Source organism: Pseudomonas sp. NPDC079367 (assembly GCF_044542195.1).
Classification (GTDB): Bacteria; Pseudomonadota; Gammaproteobacteria; order Pseudomonadales; family Pseudomonadaceae; genus Aquipseudomonas.
In genome coordinates this window covers 47,297-63,630 of the sequence record NZ_JBITTW010000034.1, presented here as the reverse complement: position 1 = coordinate 63,630, position 16,334 = coordinate 47,297, and the positions used below count along the sequence as shown (strand labels likewise).

Sequence of the window (16,334 nt, the reverse complement as noted above, 5' to 3'; positions counted from 1 at the left end):
CGTTTCACGACGTTCGAGAGGGCCGAACTGGTGTTGCCGCGCCTGATCAAAACCGACGGCAGCCGCCAACCGTTCGACGAAGAAAAATTGCGCGCCGGCATGCAGCGCGCGCTGGAGAAACGTCCGGTCAGCGTCGAGCGCCTCGAATCCTCTCTGGTCCATATCAAGCACAAGCTGCGCGCCACCGGCGAGCGCGAGGTCAAGTCCCTCGTGGTCGGCGAATTGGTGATGGCCGAGTTGCAAAAGCTCGATGAAGTCGCCTACATCCGTTTTGCCTCGGTGTACAAGCGCTTTCAGGATCTCAATGAGTTCCGCGAAGAGATCGACCGCCTCGCCCGCGAACCGGTGAAAGAATGACCACCGCCGCCGAGCAGGCGATCCTCGACGCGCATTTCATGGCCCGCGCGCTGGAACTGGCGCGCAAAGGTCACTACACCACCCATCCCAATCCTCGGGTCGGTTGCGTGGTGGTGCGTGACGGGCAGATTGTCGGCGAAGGCTGGCATGAGCGCGCCGGCGAGCCCCATGCCGAAGTCCACGCCCTGCGCGCCGCTGGCACGCAGGCCCGGGGCGCCACGGCGTATGTCACCCTCGAACCTTGCAGCCACCACGGGCGTACCCCGCCGTGCGCCGATGCCTTGGTGACCGCTGGCGTTGCCCGGGTCGTGGCGGCGATGCGCGATCCCAATCCGCAGGTCGCCGGGCGCGGTTTGCAGCGCCTGACCGAGGCTGGTATTGCCACCGAAAGTGGTGTGCTGGAGGCTGAAGCACGCAAGCTCAATCAAGGTTTTCTGAAGCGCATGGAACATGGCTTGCCGTTCGTGCGGGTCAAGTTGGCCATGAGCCTCGACGGGCGCACGGCGATGGAAAGCGGCGAGAGCCAATGGATCACCGGCCCGGCGGCGCGTTCTGCGGTGCAGCGTTTGCGCGCTGAGACGGCAGTAGTGCTGACCGGCGCCGACACGGTGTTGGCCGATGGCGCACGCTTGACCGTACGCGCGGACGAACTCGGTCTCGACAGCGAGCAAACTGCGCTGGCCATGAGTCGCCCGCCATTGCGCGTGTTGATCGATGGCCGCCTGCGGGTGCCGCTGGATGCGCCATTCTTCAAGGCCGGGCCGGCGCTGGTCGCCACCTGTGTCGCCGTCGAGGAGCAATACGCCAACGGCCCGGAATGCCTGATCGTGCCGGGTGAAGACGGCCAGGTCGACCTGCATCAATTACTTATCGAACTGGCCAGCCGTGGCACCAACGAGGTGTTGGTCGAGGCCGGTCCGCGACTGGCCGGGGCCTTTGCGCAGCTTGGGCTGGTCGACGAATTCGTGATCTTCATTGCCGGCAAGTTCCTTGGTTCCACGGCGCGTCCGCTGCTCGACTGGCCGCTGGCGCAGATGAAAGACGCGCCGGAACTGAAAATCACTGAAATCCGCGCGGTGGGCGATGACTGGCGAGTCACTGCGATTCCTGTCCCTTCAGCCCGCGTATAATTCCCGGCCATTGCGTTAGCCCTGGCCCCGTTCTCAAGGAGAACCCCATGTTCACCGGCATCATCGAATCCATCGGCAGTATCCGCGCACTGACCCCAAAGGGCGGTGATGTGCGGGTGCACGTCGACACCGGCAAGCTCGACCTGAGCGACGTCAAACTGGGTGACAGCATTGCGGTCAACGGCGTTTGCCTGACCGCCGTCGAGTTGCCGGGCAATGGTTTTGCTGCCGACGTCAGCCGCGAAACGCTCGATTGCACCGCCATGAATGACCTGAAAAGCGGCAGCCCGGTCAATCTGGAAAAAGCCCTGACACCGACCACTCGCCTCGGCGGGCATCTGGTCAGCGGTCACGTCGATGGCGTCGGCGAAGTGGTATCGCGTAGCGACAATGCCCGCGCTGTGGAATTTCGCATCCGCGCACCGAAAGAGCTCGCCAAGTACATCGCCCACAAAGGCTCGATCACCGTGGACGGCACCAGCCTGACCGTGAACGAAGTCGATGGCGCCGAATTCATGCTGACGATTATTCCGCACACCCTCAGCGAAACCATCATGGCTTCGTACAAACCGGGCCGCCGGGTGAATCTGGAAGTCGACCTGCTGGCGCGTTATCTGGAACGTCTGCTGCTGGGTGACAAGGCTGCAGAAAAGACCGCCGGCAGCACCATCACCGAAAGCTTTCTGGCCCAAAACGGCTACCTCAAATAATTCAAGAGAAGGGGGTGCCTTGTGGCGCTCAATAGCATCGAAGAACTGGTTGAAGACATCCGCCAAGGCAAGATGGTCATCCTCATGGATGACGAAGACCGCGAGAACGAAGGCGATCTGATCATGGCCGCGGAATGCTGCCAGGCCGAACACATCAACTTCATGGCCAAGCACGCCCGTGGCCTGATCTGCATGCCGATGAGTCGCGAGCGCTGCGAACTGTTGAAGCTGCCGCTGATGGCGCCGCGCAACGGTTCCGGTTTCGGCACCAAGTTCACCGTTTCGATCGAAGCTGCCGAAGGCGTGACCACCGGCATCTCTGCCGCCGACCGCGCGCGCACCGTACAAGCGGCTGCCGCCAAAGACGCCAAGGCCGAAGACATCGTCAGCCCGGGCCACATCTTCCCGCTGATGGCCCAGGCCGGCGGTACCCTCGCTCGCGCCGGCCACACCGAAGCCGCTTGCGACCTGGCGCGCATGGCCGGTTTTGAGCCGAGCGGGGTGATCTGCGAGGTGATGAATGACGACGGCACCATGTCCCGTCGCGCTGAACTCGAAGCGTTCGCCGCCGAACACAACATCAAGATCGGCACCATCGCCGACCTGATCCACTATCGGATGATCCACGAACGTACCGTTCAGCGGATTGCCGAGCAGCCGCTGGACAGCGAACTGGGCCAATTCAACCTGGTGACCTATCGTGATTCGGTGGAAGGCGACGTGCACATGGCACTGACCCTGGGCACTGTTTGCGCCGAAGAGCCGACGCTGGTTCGCGTGCACAACATGGACCCGCTGCGCGACCTGCTGATGGTCAAGCAACCGGGCCGCTGGAGCCTGCGCGCCGCCATGGCTGCGGTCGCCGAGGCCGGCAGCGGTGTGGTGCTGCTGCTCGGTCACCCGCTCGATGGCGACGTGCTGCTGGCGCATATCCGTGAAACCGGTGAGCAGGCAGCGCCGAAAAAACCGACCACCTACAGCATTGTCGGTGCCGGTTCGCAGATCCTGCGTGACCTCGGCGTGCGCAAGATGCGCTTGATGTCAGCACCAATGAAGTTCAATGCGATATCCGGTTTCGATCTGGAAGTTGTAGAATACGTGCCCTCCGAATAATGACCGGCTGTTTCCGGACTCCGATTCGCGGCAAATAATCACTGAGGGACGCGTAGCAGACGCGTCCCGGCTCTTTAAGAGAACTGACGAATGACCCTGAAGACCATCGAAGGTACCTTCATCGCCCCCAAAGGCCGCTACGCTCTGGTAGTGGGCCGCTTCAACAGCTTCGTGGTTGAAAGCCTGGTCAGCGGTGCCGTTGATGCCCTGGTTCGCCACGGCGTGAGCGAAAGCGACATCACCATCATCCGCGCACCGGGCGCCTTCGAAATCCCGCTGGTTGCGCAGAAAGTCGCCCAGAAAGGCGAGTTCGCAGCGATCATCGCCCTTGGCGCGGTCATTCGTGGCGGTACTCCGCACTTCGAATACGTGGCTGGCGAGTGCACCAAAGGCCTGGCCCAGGTCTCCATGGAATTCGGCGTACCGGTCGCGTTTGGCGTGCTGACCGTCGATTCCATTGAGCAAGCCATCGAACGTTCCGGCACCAAAGCCGGTAACAAAGGTGCCGAAGCTGCCCTGTCCGCTCTGGAAATGGTCAGCCTGCTGGCGCAGTTGGAGGCCAAGTGATTAGCGACGAAAGCGATCGTTTCAACCCGCGCGATCCGAAACCTGCGGATGCCGGCAAGCCGTCGAAAAGCGCCAAGCGTCGCGAAGCCCGTCAGCTCGCGACTCAAGCGCTGTACCAGTGGCACATGGCCCGGCAATCGCTGAACGAGATCGAAGCGCAGTTTCGCGTGGATAACGATTTCACCGATGTCGACGGCGCCTACTTCCGCGAAATCCTTCACGGGGTTCCGCAGTTCAAGACCGAAATCGACACCGCCCTGACGCCTTGCCTGGATCTGGCGATCGAAGAGCTGGACCCGGTTGAACTGGCGGTTCTGCGCCTGTCGACCTGGGAACTGCTCAAGCGCGTCGACGTGCCGTACCGCGTGGTCATCAACGAAGGTATCGAGCTGGCCAAAGTGTTCGGTTCGACCGACGGCCACAAGTTCGTCAACGGCGTGCTCGACAAGCTGGCCCCGCGCCTGCGTGAAGCTGAAGTGAAGGCGTTCAAGCGCTGATCGGCGCTTGAACACTTTTTCTCGGCCATGGGCGAGTTTGAGCTGATCCGCAATTTCTTCGCCGCCGCGCCTTGTGCGCAGGGCGGCGAAGGCGTTGCTCTGGGGATCGGTGACGACTGCGCCTTGCTGGCGGTTCCCGCTGGCGAACAGCTGGCGGTTTCCACCGATACGCTGGTGGCCGGCGTGCATTTCGCCGACCCCTGCGATCCGTTTCTGCTCGGTCAGCGCTCGCTGGCCGTGGCGGTCAGCGATCTGGCCGCCATGGGCGCTGCGCCCGTTGCCTTTACCCTTGCCCTGACCTTGCCGACGGTGACTGCCGATTGGCTGCAAGCCTATGCCCGTGGTCTGAACCGCATGGCGCAAAGCTGCGGCGTGGCGCTGGTCGGTGGCGACACCACGCGTGGGCCGCTGAGCCTGACCGTCACCGTATTCGGCCGCGTACCGGCCGGCCAGGCGTTGACCCGCAGCGGCGCGCAGCCCGGCGATCTGCTTTGCGTCGGCGGCGAACTGGGCAATGCGGCCGGCGCCTTGCCGCTGGTGCTGGGGCAGCGTGATGCGGCGCCCGACATCGGCCAGGTGCTGCTTGATCATTACTGGTCGCCACAACCGCAACTGGCGCTCGGTCAGGCCCTGCGCGGCAAGGCCACGGCTGCGCTGGACATCTCCGACGGTCTGCTGGCCGATTGCGGGCATATCGCGCTGGCGTCGAAGGTGCGACTTGAGATTGAACGCGAGCGCGTACCGTTGTCGGATGCTTTAGTGGCGTTTCTCGGGCAACGCGGTGCCGAGCGCGCGGCACTGAGCGGCGGCGATGATTACGTGCTGGCTTTCACCTTGCCGTCCGGCGATTTGCCGGCGCTGTTGGCTGACGGCTGGTCGATCCATGTGATCGGCCGGGTCAGCGACGGCCAGGGCGTGGCGCTGCTGGACCGCGACGGGCGCGACATCACCCCGCTAATTCGCGGCTACCAACATTTTCAGGAGACACCGTGACAGATCACCCGAAACAGGTCCCTGCCGAATTCGTGCCTCCTTCGGTCTGGCGCAATCCGTGGCATTTTCTCGCGTTCGGCTTCGGCTCCGGCACCTTGCCCAAGGCACCGGGCACGTGGGGCTCGCTGGTGGCGCTGCCGTTCATTCCGTTGTGGCAGATGCTGCCCGACTGGGGCTACTGGCTGATGCTGGGCATCACCATGCTGTTCGGCTTCTGGCTGTGCGGCAAAGTCGCTGACGATTTGCGTGTGCATGACCACGAAGGCATCGTCTGGGACGAAATGGTCGGGATGTGGATCACCCTGTGGCTGGTGCCGGAAGGCTGGTACTGGCTGCTCGCGGGTTTTCTGATGTTCCGCTTCTTCGATATTCTCAAGCCGTGGCCGATCCGCTGGATCGACAAGCACGTGCATGGCGGCGTCGGCATCATGCTCGACGACGTGCTGGCCGGAGTGTTCGCCTGGCTGGCGATGCAAGGGCTGGTTTGGGTATTCGCCTGATTCGTCTCAAGTGAGGAAATAACGGATGCTGCGACGCGGGTTGGCGCTGCTGGTTTTCGCTCTGCTGGGCACCGTTGCCCATGCGCAGGTGGCCGCGCCGACGCCTGCGGTCATCCATCTGGCCAGCGAAGACTGGGAAAATTACACCGCCGCCGATGGCCACGGTCTGGCCTGGGACGTGTTGCGCAAAGTCTTCGAGCCGGCCGGGGTCAAGTTGGACATTCGCACCGTGCCGTACACCCGTTCCATCGGGTTGGCGCAGTTGAAGGAAATCGACGCGCAGGTCGGCTCCTACCGCAACGAAGCCGAGCACTTGGTGTACCCGCAGTGGAATTTCGATTCCGATCACGTCTACGCATTGGGCCTGGCCAGCAGTCCGGCGCCGACCCAGGCGAATTTGGGTAAATACCGCCTGGCCTGGGTGCGCGGCTACCGCTACGAAAACTACCTGCCGAACATCAAGCGCTTCAATCAGATCGAGCGGCGTACCGGTATTTTGCTGATGCTCAAGCAGGGACGGGCCGATTACTACATCGACGCGCTGACCGAGGTTCAAGCCGTGGTGCGCGATGCGGCGGATCCGGCGCAGTACCGTTATTCGCATCTGGCTGAACTGCCGCTGTTTCTCGGTTTCGCCGATACCCCACAGGCTCGCGCGTTGATGGCGCTGTATGACCGGCGCATGACGGAACTGGTCAAGAGCGGGGAGCTACAGCCGATCTTCGAGAAGTGGCAGCAGCCGTACCCGTTCAACCCGAATTGAAGCCCAACACAAATCCCTGTAGGAGCTGACGAGTGCAACGAGGCTGCGATCTTTTGATCTGCTGCTTGTAGATCAAGATCAAAAGATCGCAGCCTCGTTGCACTCGACAGCTCCTACAAGGAGCGGGAGTGTCATCAAACTTTTTGATCGTTATGCCCGATAATTCAGCCTAAGCGTCTACAGGAACCTGCTGTTACAATGCCGGCCTGCGAATTTTCAGAATTTTTAGATCAGGAGCACACCGGTGCCTGTCGTCTTTGTTGCCGCTTGCAAGCTGCCAACGCCTTATGCGCAATTCACCATGCACGGGTTTCTCGATGAATCCACCGGCCGCGAGCACGTCGTGCTGAGCCTGGGTGAAATTGCCGACGGCGCTCCGGTACTCGGCCGTTTGCACTCCGAATGCCTGACCGGCGATGCCTTGTTCAGCCAGCGTTGCGACTGCGGTTCGCAACTGGACGCCGCTCTGCAGGCGATCGCCCGCGAAGGCCGTGGCGTGCTGCTGTATCTGCGTCAGGAAGGTCGCGGCATTGGTCTGCTGAACAAGATCCGTGCCTACGAATTGCAGGACGGCGGCGCCGACACCGTGGAAGCCAACGAGCGTCTGGGCTTTGCCGCCGATCAGCGCGATTACGCCATGTGCCTGCCGATGCTCGAGCATCTGGGCGTGAAAGCCCTGCGCCTGATGACCAACAACCCGCGCAAGGTCAAAGCGCTGACCGACATGGGCATCGTCGTTGCCGAGCGCGTGCCGCTGCACACCGGCCACAACCCGCACAACAAACTGTACCTGGCGACCAAGGCCAGCAAGCTCGACCACATGATGGGCAATGAGCATCAGGGCGAGGTCGACCGCGCGTGACCCGCGGCCAGGTGCGGCGGCGGTTGGCGGTGGCCTGGTGGCAATACCTGGCGCTGGCGCTGTTGCCGCTGTTCGTACTCAACGCGTTGTTCGGCGAAGGCCAGGGCCTCTTGCCGGTGCTGGCGATGCCTTTGTTCATCGCCGGCGTGGCCTCGATGTTTGTCAGCCTGAAGTATTTCGGCCGTTACAAACACGCATTGATCGCCACGCAAAAATCTCTCGATACCGCCGATGAACCCGCCGCCTGGATCGCCCTCGCGGCGCGTCGGCGTGCGGCGTTTCTGGTGGCGTCTTTGCCAGCGTGGATTGGCGCGCTGGCGGTCTTCGTCGGCCTCGAAGCCGTGCCGTTGATGCTGCTGGCGCTGTCCACCGCCGTGCTCTTCTACCTCTACCGTATTCCGCGTCAACTCGGCTGATGTCTCGCCTGTGGCTGGCGGTTCTGCTGCTCGTGCTGAGCAGCCCGGCGCTGGCCGCATTGCGGGTGGTCAGCCTCGCGCCCTCGCTGTCTGAAATCGTCGTTGAACTGGATTCTGCCGACTTGCTGGTCGGCGTGCTCGATGCTGGCGAGCGGCCGGCGGCGATTGCCGATGTTCCGTCTGTGGGTCGCTATGGCCAGCTCGACATGGAACGCTTGCTCAGCCTGAAACCGGATTTGCTGTTGCTCTGGCCCGCAAGCGTAGGCGCGGGGCAGCGTGATCTGCTCAAGCGCCTGAACATTCCGATCTTTGTCGCCGAGCCGCACACATTGACGCAGCTCGCCGCACAGATTGAAGCCATTGCCGAACAGATCGGGCGTCCTGAACGCGGGGCGAAACGGGCGGCCGAATTGCGCGAGCAGCTGGACGATCTGCGCCAGCGTTATCGTCGAGACGTGCCGCTGCGTGTGTTTTATCAAGTCTGGGACAAGCCGCTGTACACCGTCGGTGGCGGACAGATCATCAGCGATGCGCTTGAGGTGTGCGGCGCGCGCAATGTGTTCGCCGACCTTGATCTCCCGGCGCCGCAGGTGAGTATCGAGGCGGTGTTGCAGCGTGATCCAGAAGTGATCGTCGCCGGTGATCAGGCACAGCTTGAAGCGTGGACGGCCTGGCCGCAGGTGGCAGCGGTGAGGCAGGGGAGACTGCTATTGGTCGCTGACAAGGGCCTCGAGCGACCGAGTGGGCAGATGATTAGCGCCACCGCCAAGCTTTGCCAATTGATCGCGCCTGACCGGTAGACCGCGTCGCCTGCATTCGCGAGCAAGCCCGCTCCCACATTTGATTGGTTTCAACCATGAATCTGTGGTGCACCGAGATTCATTGTGGGAGCGGGCTTGCTCGCGAAGAGGCCAGTCAATCCAGCACAAATCAAGGATCAGAGTTCAGGCGTCCAGGTCACCCCGAACATCCACGCCCGACCTTCCTCCCGATAGCCATACTGCCCGCCTTCATAGCTGTAATTCGCCCGGCTGTAGCCCTTGTCCAGCAGGTTGTCGACCTTCAGATCCAGCTTGATCTCACGAGTAAGCGCCCAACTGCTGCGCAGTCCGAGTGTGCCGTAGCCACCCAGCGACTGGGTGTTTTTCACGTCATCGTAACTGCCGCTGACCAATTGCCAACTGGCGCCCACTCCCAAGCGATCGAACTGCCGATCCACATCCCAACTGGCCGTGCGTCGCGCCCGTCGCGCAAGGGTATGCCCGGTATCGCGATCACGCGGATCGATGATCGCCACGCCAAGATTGCTCTGCCAGCCGAACAGCTCGTGTCTGAGCGCCGCTTCAAAGCCATTGATCCGCGCCGACGCGACGTTTTGCGGGCGTGAGTTGCTGCCGAAGATGATCGCGTCTTCCAGGTCGGTGCGGTAAATCGAGGTTTCCAGGCGCGCGCTATCGCTCAACTGGCTGCGCCATTGCAGTTCGTAGCTTTTCGAGGTTTCCGGTTTCAGGTCGGGATTGCTGAAGTCCGGGTAGTACAGGTCGTTGAAGGTCGGCGCGCGGAAACCTTCGCTGTAGCTCAGCAACAGGTCGTTGTCCGGATTGAGCGGCAGGGTGAAGGTGCCGCTCCAGGTGTTCTGGCTGCCGAACTGCTGATTGTCATCGTGGCGCAGGCCGATCTCGGTGGAGAAACTGTCGGCCTGATAGCGATGCTGGATGAACGCTGCGCGATTCCAGCGGCTGTCCTCGTCGAACGCAGTGCTGCTGTTGACCCGGTCTTCGTACCAGTCGCCGCCGAGGATAAGGCTGTTGCGCGCATCCAGCATAAGGTCGTTCTGCCAGTTCAGCGAGTCGCGATAGGTGTTGAACACGGTGCGCTCGTCGCTGAGCTTGTCGAAGGTCTTTTCGCGGTTTTCGCTGTGGCCGAATTCGACGCGGGTTTTCCAGGTTTCGTTGACTCGCGCATCGACATAACTGCTAAGGCTGCTGACGTTGAAATCGCTGTAGGGCTGTTGTTGCAGCGACTCGAACGTCACCGGGTCGAAGCGGCCGAACGGATTGTCGAACTCACTTTTGCCACGGTTATCCAGCAGATTGGCGCCGATTTCGATGTCCTCGTTCAGCGCGTGGCTGATGCTCAGGCTCAAGGATTTGTTGCGGTAGGCGTCGTGATCGCCGTCGCTGGGGTACGAGTCGTGAGTGCGGTCGATCCCGCCAGTTTCGTTGAGGCTGGCGCCGAGGTTGAAGCGGGTTTTCTCATCGCCTGCGGACAATCCAAGACTGCGCTCCCATGTCTGCTGACTGCCGAAGCCCAGATGCAGGCGTGGCTGCAAGCCTTGCTCGGTGCCGCGCCGGGTGAAGATCTGGATCACCCCGCCAATCGCGTCGCTGCCGTAAATCACCGAGCGCGAACCGCGCAGCACTTCGACGCGCTCGATCTGCTCGATGTTCAGATGCTGCAGGTTGCTGTCGCCGGAAGTCGAATTGCCGATGCGCTGGCCATCGACCAGCACCAGGCTCTGCGCCGATTGCGTGCCGCGAATGTAGATCCCCGGCAGACTGCCACGCCCGCCGGTCTGCGCCACTTGCACGCCCGGCACGCGGCGCAGCAGATCCGGCACGTCGCTCGGTTGCAGGCGATCAATGTCTTCGCGGGTGAACACCGTGTTGGCGGCGCTGCTGTCGTTGCGCGCCTCGACCTGACGATTGGCGCTGATCAGCATGTCCGGCAGTTTCAGGGCTTGGTCGCGTTCGAAGGTATCGGCGACAGCGCTGGTGCTTGGCAGGAGGAGGAAGGGCAGGGCAAGGCGCGAGAGGTTCATGGACAGTTCAACGGCAGTTTCAGGTGTTACACAAATCAAATGTGGGAGCGGGCTTGCTCGCGAATGCGGTGAATCAGTCAACTCATCATCAACTGATCCGCCGCATTCGCGAGCAAGCCCGCTCCCACAGGGGTTATGCATGTATCCAGCAGTTTATTTTTTAAGCAAAGCCAGTCGCTGGCGAATCGATGCTTCGATTCCGGCCTCATCCAGCCCGCACTCGGCGAGCATCTGCGCAGGTTTCGCGTGCTCGACATAGATATCCGGCAAGCCCAGATGCAGCATCGACTTGAGGATGTTCTCGCGGGCGAGGAATTCGCTGACCGCGCCACCGGCGCCGCCCATGATCGCGTTTTCTTCGATGGTCACGATCAACTCGTGGCTACCGGCGATCTCGCGCACCAGCGCTTCATCCAGCGGTTTGACGAAACGCATGTCGACCACGGTGGCGTCGAGCTTCTCGGCGACTTTCAAGGCTTCGCTCAGTTGCACGCCAAACACCAGCATGGCGACCTTGCTGCCCTGACGACGGACAATGCCCTTGCCGATTTCGATCGGCTCGAGGTCTTTTTCGATGACTGCATTCGGCCCGCTGCCGCGCGGGTAACGCACTGCCGCCGGGCCGTTGTAGAGGTGGCCGGTGGTGAGCATTTTGCGCAGTTCGTTTTCATCGCTCGGGGTCATGATGAGCATGCCCGGGATGCAACGCAGGTACGACAGGTCGAAACTGCCGGCGTGCGTCGGGCCGTCTTCGCCGACGAGACCGGCGCGGTCGATGGCAAACAGCACGTCGAGGTTCTGCACCGCGACATCGTGCACCAACTGGTCGTAACCGCGCTGCAGGAACGTCGAGTAGATCGCCACCACCGGTTTCGCGCCTTCGCAGGCCATGCCAGCGGCGAACGTGACCGCGTGCTGTTCGGCAATCGCCACGTCGAAATAACGCTCGGGGAAGCGCTCGCTGAACACCACCAGATCCGAGCCTTCCTTCATCGCCGGGGTAATTCCGACCAGACGAGCGTCAGCCGCCGCCATGTCGCACAGCCACTCGCCGAACACCGCCGAATACTTCGGCCCGCTGGCGGCTTTCGGCGCAGCGGCCGGAGCATCCAGTGGTTCGAGTTTGGTGATGGCGTGATAACCGATCGGGTCGACTTCCGCCGGGGCGAAGCCTTTGCCTTTCTTGGTGACGATGTGCAGGAACTGCGGGCCTTTGAGGTCACGCATGTTGCGCAGCGTCGCGATCAGGGTTGGCAGATCATGGCCGTCGATCGGGCCGATGTAGTTCCAGCCCAGTTCTTCGAACAGGGTGCCGGGGACCAGCATGCCCTTGGCATATTCTTCGGTGCGACGGGCGATTTCCCAGGCGCCGGGCAGGCGCGACAGGACTTTCTTGCTGCCTTCGCGCATGCTCGCGTAGGTGCGGCTGGAAAGGATCTTCGCCAGATAATTCGACAACCCGCCGACGTTGCGCGAGATCGACATGTCGTTGTCGTTGAGGATCACCAGCATGTTGGCGTTGACTTCCGGCGCATGGTTGAGCGCCTCGAAGGCCATGCCGGCGGTCAATGCGCCATCGCCGATCACCGCGATGGCCTTGCGATCGCTGTCCTGCAGGCGGGCAGCAATGGCCATGCCCAGCGCGGCGCTGATCGAGGTGCTGGAGTGGCCAACGCCGAAGGTGTCGTATTCGCTTTCGGAGCGACGCGGGAACGCGGCGATGCCGTCCTTCTGGCGCAGGCTGGCCATGCGCTCGCGGCGACCGGTGAGGATCTTGTGCGGATACGCCTGATGCCCGACGTCCCACAGCAGACGGTCGTCCGGGGTGTCAAAGACATAATGCAGCGCGATGGTCAGCTCGATCACGCCCAGGCCGGCACCGAAATGCCCACCGGTCTGGCCGACCGTGTAGAGCAATTCCAGGCGCAACTCATCAGCCAGGGTTTCCAGCTCGGCTTCGCCTAACCGGCGCAGGCCGTCCGGCGTGTTCGCACGGTCGAGCAGGGGCGTGGTCGGGCGCTTGCGGGGTATCTCATGAAACGTCGTGGGCATCAGGCGAATCGTTATAGGTATAAAAGATGCGGCAGTTTACCTGATGCATCGCCCCCTGCCCACGCGTTGGTCTTTTTTGGCCGATACGCCGTCAGTTGCGCCGCTCGACGATATACCGGGCCAGCTCGCGCAACGGCTCGGCGGCCGCGTCAAACGGTCGCAGCGCCTGCAAGGCCTGATCGCGCAGTTCCAGCGCATAAGCCTTGGCGGCGTCGAGGCCGAGCAGGGCCGGGTAGGTCGGCTTGTCGCGGGCAATGTCGGCGCCCTGGCGTTTGCCGAGGGTCGCGGTATCGCTTTCCACGTCGAGGATGTCGTCCTGCACCTGAAAGGCCAGGCCGATGGCCTGTGCATAAGTCTGCAACGCCTGAAGCTGATCAGGCTGGGCGCCGCCGCTGGCCAGGGCGCCGAGCCTGACGCTGACTTCAATCAGCGCGCCGGTCTTGTGCCGGTGCATCTGTTCCAGGGCTTGTTGATCGAGCTTGAGACCGACCGAGCCGAGATCGATGGCCTGCCCACCGACCATGCCGGCCGGGCCGGCTGCATGGGCCAGCGCTGTGACCATCTGCAGACGGATTTCGCTGCTGCAATCGCTCAGGCGCGGATCGAGCAGGGCGCTGAACGCCAGGCTCTGCAAGCCGTCACCGGCGAGGATCGCGCAGGCTTCATCGAATTTCTTGTGGGTCGTCGGCTGGCCGCGACGCAGATCGTCGTCGTCCATGGCTGGCAAATCGTCATGCACCAGCGAGTAGGCGTGGATCAACTCGACCGCACACGCCGCGCCGCTGGCCTGTTCAGCCTGGCCACCGAGGGCTTCGCACGCCGCGTAAGCCAGCAACGGGCGCACGCGTTTGCCGCCGTTCATCACGCTGTAGCGCATCGCTTCGTAGAGCCGCGCCAGTTCCGGTAGCGGCGCGTTGAACAGCGTCTCCAGCGCCGCGTTGACCCGGGCCTGACTGCTCGCCGAATACGCCGCGATCATTCTGGCTCATCCGCGTCGAAGGGTTCCTCGGCGAGTTCGCCATCACGCTCCAGCAGCACCTGCACTTTCTGCTCGGCCTGGGCCAGCGCCGCCTGGCAGTCACGGGTCAGACCGATGCCCTGCTCGAAAGCGGTCAGCGAGTCTTCCAGCGACAATTCACCGTTCTCCAGACGCTCGACCAGTGTTTGCAGGTCGGCGAGGGATTGTTCGAAATCCAGTGCAGCTTTTTTGCGGGCCATGGCGGCAATTTCCGGTAGACGTTAAACCGGCGCGACACTAGCAGATAGGGGGGGTATGGGCAAATGAGCGGGCCGTCGCTAGGCCCCTCCATAACGGTCGGCGAGTCAATCCGGATAGCGGATTTTGTAACGCGTACTGCGTCCGCCGCCCGGCAGGCGTTGCAGGCAGCCCTTGTCCAGCAACTCCGCCAGATGCCGCGTCGCGGTGGCTTTGGAAACTTTCGCAACCGCTTGATATTGCCCTGCGCTGAGGCCCTGTTCGAAACCGCGCTCACCGCCATCGAGCAAGCGATTGAGCACTTTGATCTGCTCCGCTGAAAGGTCGGATTCGCGGTGCGCCTGCCAGAAGCGAGTCTTGCCCAACACCGAATCTATCCGGGTGATGGCTTGCTGCAGGCTGCGCAGCAGTGTCTGCAAAAACCAGGTCAGCCATTCGGTGATATCGAGCGTGGCCTTTTGGCTCGACTCCAGAATCCGGTAATAACCGGAGCGATCCTCGAGAATGCTTGCGGACATCGCATAGAAGCGGATCGCCTGCGCTTCGCCTTGAGCCAGCGCCAGATCGGTGATGGTGCGGGTCAGACGACCGTTGCCGTCGTCGAAAGGGTGCAGAGTGACAAACCAGAAATGCGCGATGCCAGCGCGTAACAGCGGATCCAGCGAAACCTGATCGCGGCTGGCTTCGAACCAGCTCAAAAAACGCTCTATTTGCTGTTCCAGCCGTTGGCGCGGTGGCGCCTCAAAGTGAACCGTTGGCCGGTCGAGTCGTCCGGACACCACCTGCATCGGTTCGCCGCCGCGCAAGGTTCCGACGAGTATTGGCCGCGCGCTGAACATCGCTTCCTCGGCGGGGAAAAGCCAGATGTGCCATTCCAGCAATCGTGCCAGGGTCAGCGGCTCGTCGAAGCCATGGGTGGCATCGAGCATCAATTGCGCCAAGCCCTCGCTACGCTGGCTGACGCTATCGCGATCAACCCATTCCAGACCCAGGCGCCGGGCCAGAGAAGAACGCACGGAGCCGACATTCAGTTGCTCACCTTCGATGGCGGAGGAGGTGACGATGTTCTGAAGCAACGCATCGAGCTCGCTCTGTGCGCTCATCGAATCGCCCACTGAGCCGGCCATTCCCAACAGTCGGCCCTGCGTCTGCACGCACTCGCGCAGCAGCGGGGCGAGGCGCTCGGCTTGCCAATTGAAGTCGGGCCAATCCGGTTGTTGCCAGATCCAATGTGCGGTCATTGATCACCTGTCGTAGAAGCGTGAGCCGAATAAAAACGCTATTCGGCTCATTTGGTGAGCCGAATATGCCGGCTATTCGGCTCATCGTCTACCAGGATGGCGCGATTCCTACCGCAATCACACATGTATCCGATTGTTAAAAAACTGCCGAATCGCTACTCTTCGCGGCTTCTACGGCCCCGACAGTTGCGGGGCATTCAGACGAAACGCAGTTCACCGCTGTGAAGTACCGAGGATCGGGTGCAAGGTTTCGTTCAAGGCATGGCAGGAGGCGTCACATGCGTTCATTTCTTTTGCTGCTGCTCGGCCTCGCTTGCGCGCCTGCGCTGTGGGCGGCGCCGACTGCGCAGTTGTCCGAACCGGTCGGCGGCTGGCGTTATCACGGCTTGCTTGATCGTTCGGAAAATCCGCAGGTCGCCTACCCGACGCCGCCGATCGATCGCGGCATCCAGCGCAACCGCACGATGATCCAGGGCCAGCTCAAAGCCCTCGGGCACATGCGCCCGCCGCACAGCCTCGCCGTCAACGGCAATCCATTGAATCTGTACACCGATGATCAGGGGCGTTTCGCCCGGCCTTACGCTTTCGGCGCCGGTTCCAACAGCGTTGAAGTGATCAGCGCCGAAGGCCAGTCGCTCAAGCGCGTGCAATTTTATGAAGCAAATAATCTGCGCACGCCGGCGAAGATTCGTCTTGTCTTGGGATGGGACGACCCGAAAGCCGAGCTGGATCTGCATATTGTCACCCCCGACGGTCAGCATGCCTTTTGGGCACGACCGGCGCTGAGCAATGGCGGCGGCCTCGACCCGGATGGCGTCGACGGCCCCGGCCCGGAAATGTTCACCATGACCGCGCCGCTGCACGGCACTTATCTGGTGTACGTCAACTATTGGGGCAACTACGGCGATGGTGGCTATAACTTCGAGGAGACCAGCAACCAGAACGAGGTGATCACCTCGCAGATCACCCTGGTGCTCAACGAAAACACCGTCGACGAAAAACGCGAAACCTTCATCGTGCCCCTGCGGGCGATCGGTGATCTGCTGCTGGTCAAGACTTTCAACTATTAAGCATCCCGCCACGGATGAACTCGGAT

Annotated in this window: 18 protein-coding genes; 13 read left to right on the top strand and 5 right to left on the bottom strand. The window is 62.1% G+C overall.

Going from position 1 to position 16,334, the window contains the following annotated elements; translation table 11 throughout:
- The 12 genes from nrdR to ACIGDJ_RS21730 form a co-directional block, all read left to right on the top strand.
- Positions 1–357: transcriptional regulator NrdR (nrdR, locus tag ACIGDJ_RS21785; RefSeq protein ID WP_397504617.1), on the top strand; the 357-nt coding region annotated here is incomplete at its 5' end.
- On the top strand, positions 354–1,487 hold the full coding sequence (ribD, locus tag ACIGDJ_RS21780; protein WP_101160718.1) for a bifunctional diaminohydroxyphosphoribosylaminopyrimidine deaminase/5-amino-6-(5-phosphoribosylamino)uracil reductase RibD: 1,134 nt from the start codon (positions 354–356) through the stop codon (positions 1,485–1,487). The genes nrdR and ribD, both read left to right, overlap by 4 nt.
- A 47-nt stretch (positions 1,488–1,534) precedes the next feature.
- Positions 1,535–2,197, top strand: coding sequence for a riboflavin synthase (locus ACIGDJ_RS21775; protein ID WP_101160715.1), 663 nt, complete (start codon positions 1,535–1,537; stop codon positions 2,195–2,197).
- A gap of 21 nt (positions 2,198–2,218) precedes the next feature.
- Positions 2,219–3,310, top strand: a complete 1,092-nt coding sequence (gene ribBA, locus ACIGDJ_RS21770) for a bifunctional 3,4-dihydroxy-2-butanone-4-phosphate synthase/GTP cyclohydrolase II (RefSeq protein ID WP_039761895.1) — start codon at positions 2,219–2,221, stop codon at positions 3,308–3,310.
- Between the two features lie 90 nt (positions 3,311–3,400).
- On the top strand, positions 3,401–3,877 hold the full coding sequence (gene ribE / locus ACIGDJ_RS21765; protein WP_003228649.1) for a 6,7-dimethyl-8-ribityllumazine synthase: 477 nt from the start codon (positions 3,401–3,403) through the stop codon (positions 3,875–3,877).
- A complete protein-coding gene (nusB, locus tag ACIGDJ_RS21760; RefSeq protein ID WP_024014489.1) occupies positions 3,874–4,374 on the top strand; it encodes a transcription antitermination factor NusB in 501 nt (166 codons plus the stop codon). Before ribE ends, nusB begins: the two co-directional genes overlap by 4 nt.
- A 27-nt stretch (positions 4,375–4,401) precedes the next feature.
- Complete coding sequence (gene thiL, locus ACIGDJ_RS21755) at positions 4,402–5,367, top strand: thiamine-phosphate kinase (protein ID WP_397479110.1); 966 nt, start codon at positions 4,402–4,404, stop codon at positions 5,365–5,367.
- Complete coding sequence (locus tag ACIGDJ_RS21750; protein WP_101160709.1) at positions 5,364–5,867, top strand: phosphatidylglycerophosphatase A; 504 nt, start codon at positions 5,364–5,366, stop codon at positions 5,865–5,867. The genes thiL and ACIGDJ_RS21750 overlap by 4 nt, the downstream gene beginning before the upstream one ends.
- 25 nt (positions 5,868–5,892) lie before the next feature.
- Entirely contained in the window at positions 5,893–6,630 is a 738-nt protein-coding gene (locus ACIGDJ_RS21745; protein WP_101160707.1) for an ABC transporter substrate-binding protein, read from the top strand.
- Between the two features lie 244 nt (positions 6,631–6,874).
- Entirely contained in the window at positions 6,875–7,492 is a 618-nt protein-coding gene (gene ribA / locus ACIGDJ_RS21740; protein ID WP_101160704.1) for a GTP cyclohydrolase II, read from the top strand.
- Positions 7,489–7,908 (top strand): MFS transporter, encoded by a 420-nt coding sequence (locus tag ACIGDJ_RS21735; RefSeq protein ID WP_101160701.1) that lies wholly within the window; start codon positions 7,489–7,491, stop codon positions 7,906–7,908. The genes ribA and ACIGDJ_RS21735 overlap by 4 nt, the downstream gene beginning before the upstream one ends.
- The gene (locus ACIGDJ_RS21730) at positions 7,908–8,708 is read left to right on the top strand and encodes a cobalamin-binding protein (RefSeq protein WP_101160699.1); all 801 of its coding nucleotides are present in this window, start codon (positions 7,908–7,910) and stop codon (positions 8,706–8,708) included. The genes ACIGDJ_RS21735 and ACIGDJ_RS21730 overlap by 1 nt, the downstream gene beginning before the upstream one ends.
- A 137-nt stretch (positions 8,709–8,845) precedes the next feature.
- Here the strand turns inward: ACIGDJ_RS21730 and ACIGDJ_RS21725 are convergent, their stop codons facing one another.
- The 5 genes from ACIGDJ_RS21725 to ACIGDJ_RS21705 form a co-directional block, all read right to left on the bottom strand.
- Complete coding sequence (locus ACIGDJ_RS21725; RefSeq protein WP_313004051.1) at positions 8,846–10,729, bottom strand: TonB-dependent receptor domain-containing protein; 1,884 nt, start codon at positions 10,727–10,729, stop codon at positions 8,846–8,848.
- Between the two features lie 153 nt (positions 10,730–10,882).
- Complete coding sequence (gene dxs / locus ACIGDJ_RS21720; protein ID WP_313004046.1) at positions 10,883–12,781, bottom strand: 1-deoxy-D-xylulose-5-phosphate synthase; 1,899 nt, start codon at positions 12,779–12,781, stop codon at positions 10,883–10,885.
- A gap of 91 nt (positions 12,782–12,872) precedes the next feature.
- The gene (ispA, locus tag ACIGDJ_RS21715) at positions 12,873–13,760 is read right to left on the bottom strand and encodes a (2E,6E)-farnesyl diphosphate synthase (RefSeq protein WP_313004042.1); all 888 of its coding nucleotides are present in this window, start codon (positions 13,758–13,760) and stop codon (positions 12,873–12,875) included.
- A complete protein-coding gene (locus ACIGDJ_RS21710; RefSeq protein WP_016772991.1) occupies positions 13,757–13,999 on the bottom strand; it encodes an exodeoxyribonuclease VII small subunit in 243 nt (80 codons plus the stop codon). Before ACIGDJ_RS21710 ends, ispA begins: the two co-directional genes overlap by 4 nt.
- 105 nt (positions 14,000–14,104) lie before the next feature.
- Positions 14,105–15,238, bottom strand: a complete 1,134-nt coding sequence (locus ACIGDJ_RS21705) for a Fic family protein (RefSeq protein ID WP_397479108.1) — start codon at positions 15,236–15,238, stop codon at positions 14,105–14,107.
- 278 nt (positions 15,239–15,516) lie between these two features.
- Between ACIGDJ_RS21705 and ACIGDJ_RS21700 the strand changes: the two genes are divergently transcribed.
- Positions 15,517–16,308 carry a DUF2135 domain-containing protein gene (locus ACIGDJ_RS21700; protein WP_313004032.1) on the top strand — a complete coding sequence of 264 codons (792 nt, stop codon included), beginning with the start codon at positions 15,517–15,519 and terminating at the stop codon, positions 16,306–16,308.
- Positions 16,309–16,334: the final 26 nt, after the last annotated feature.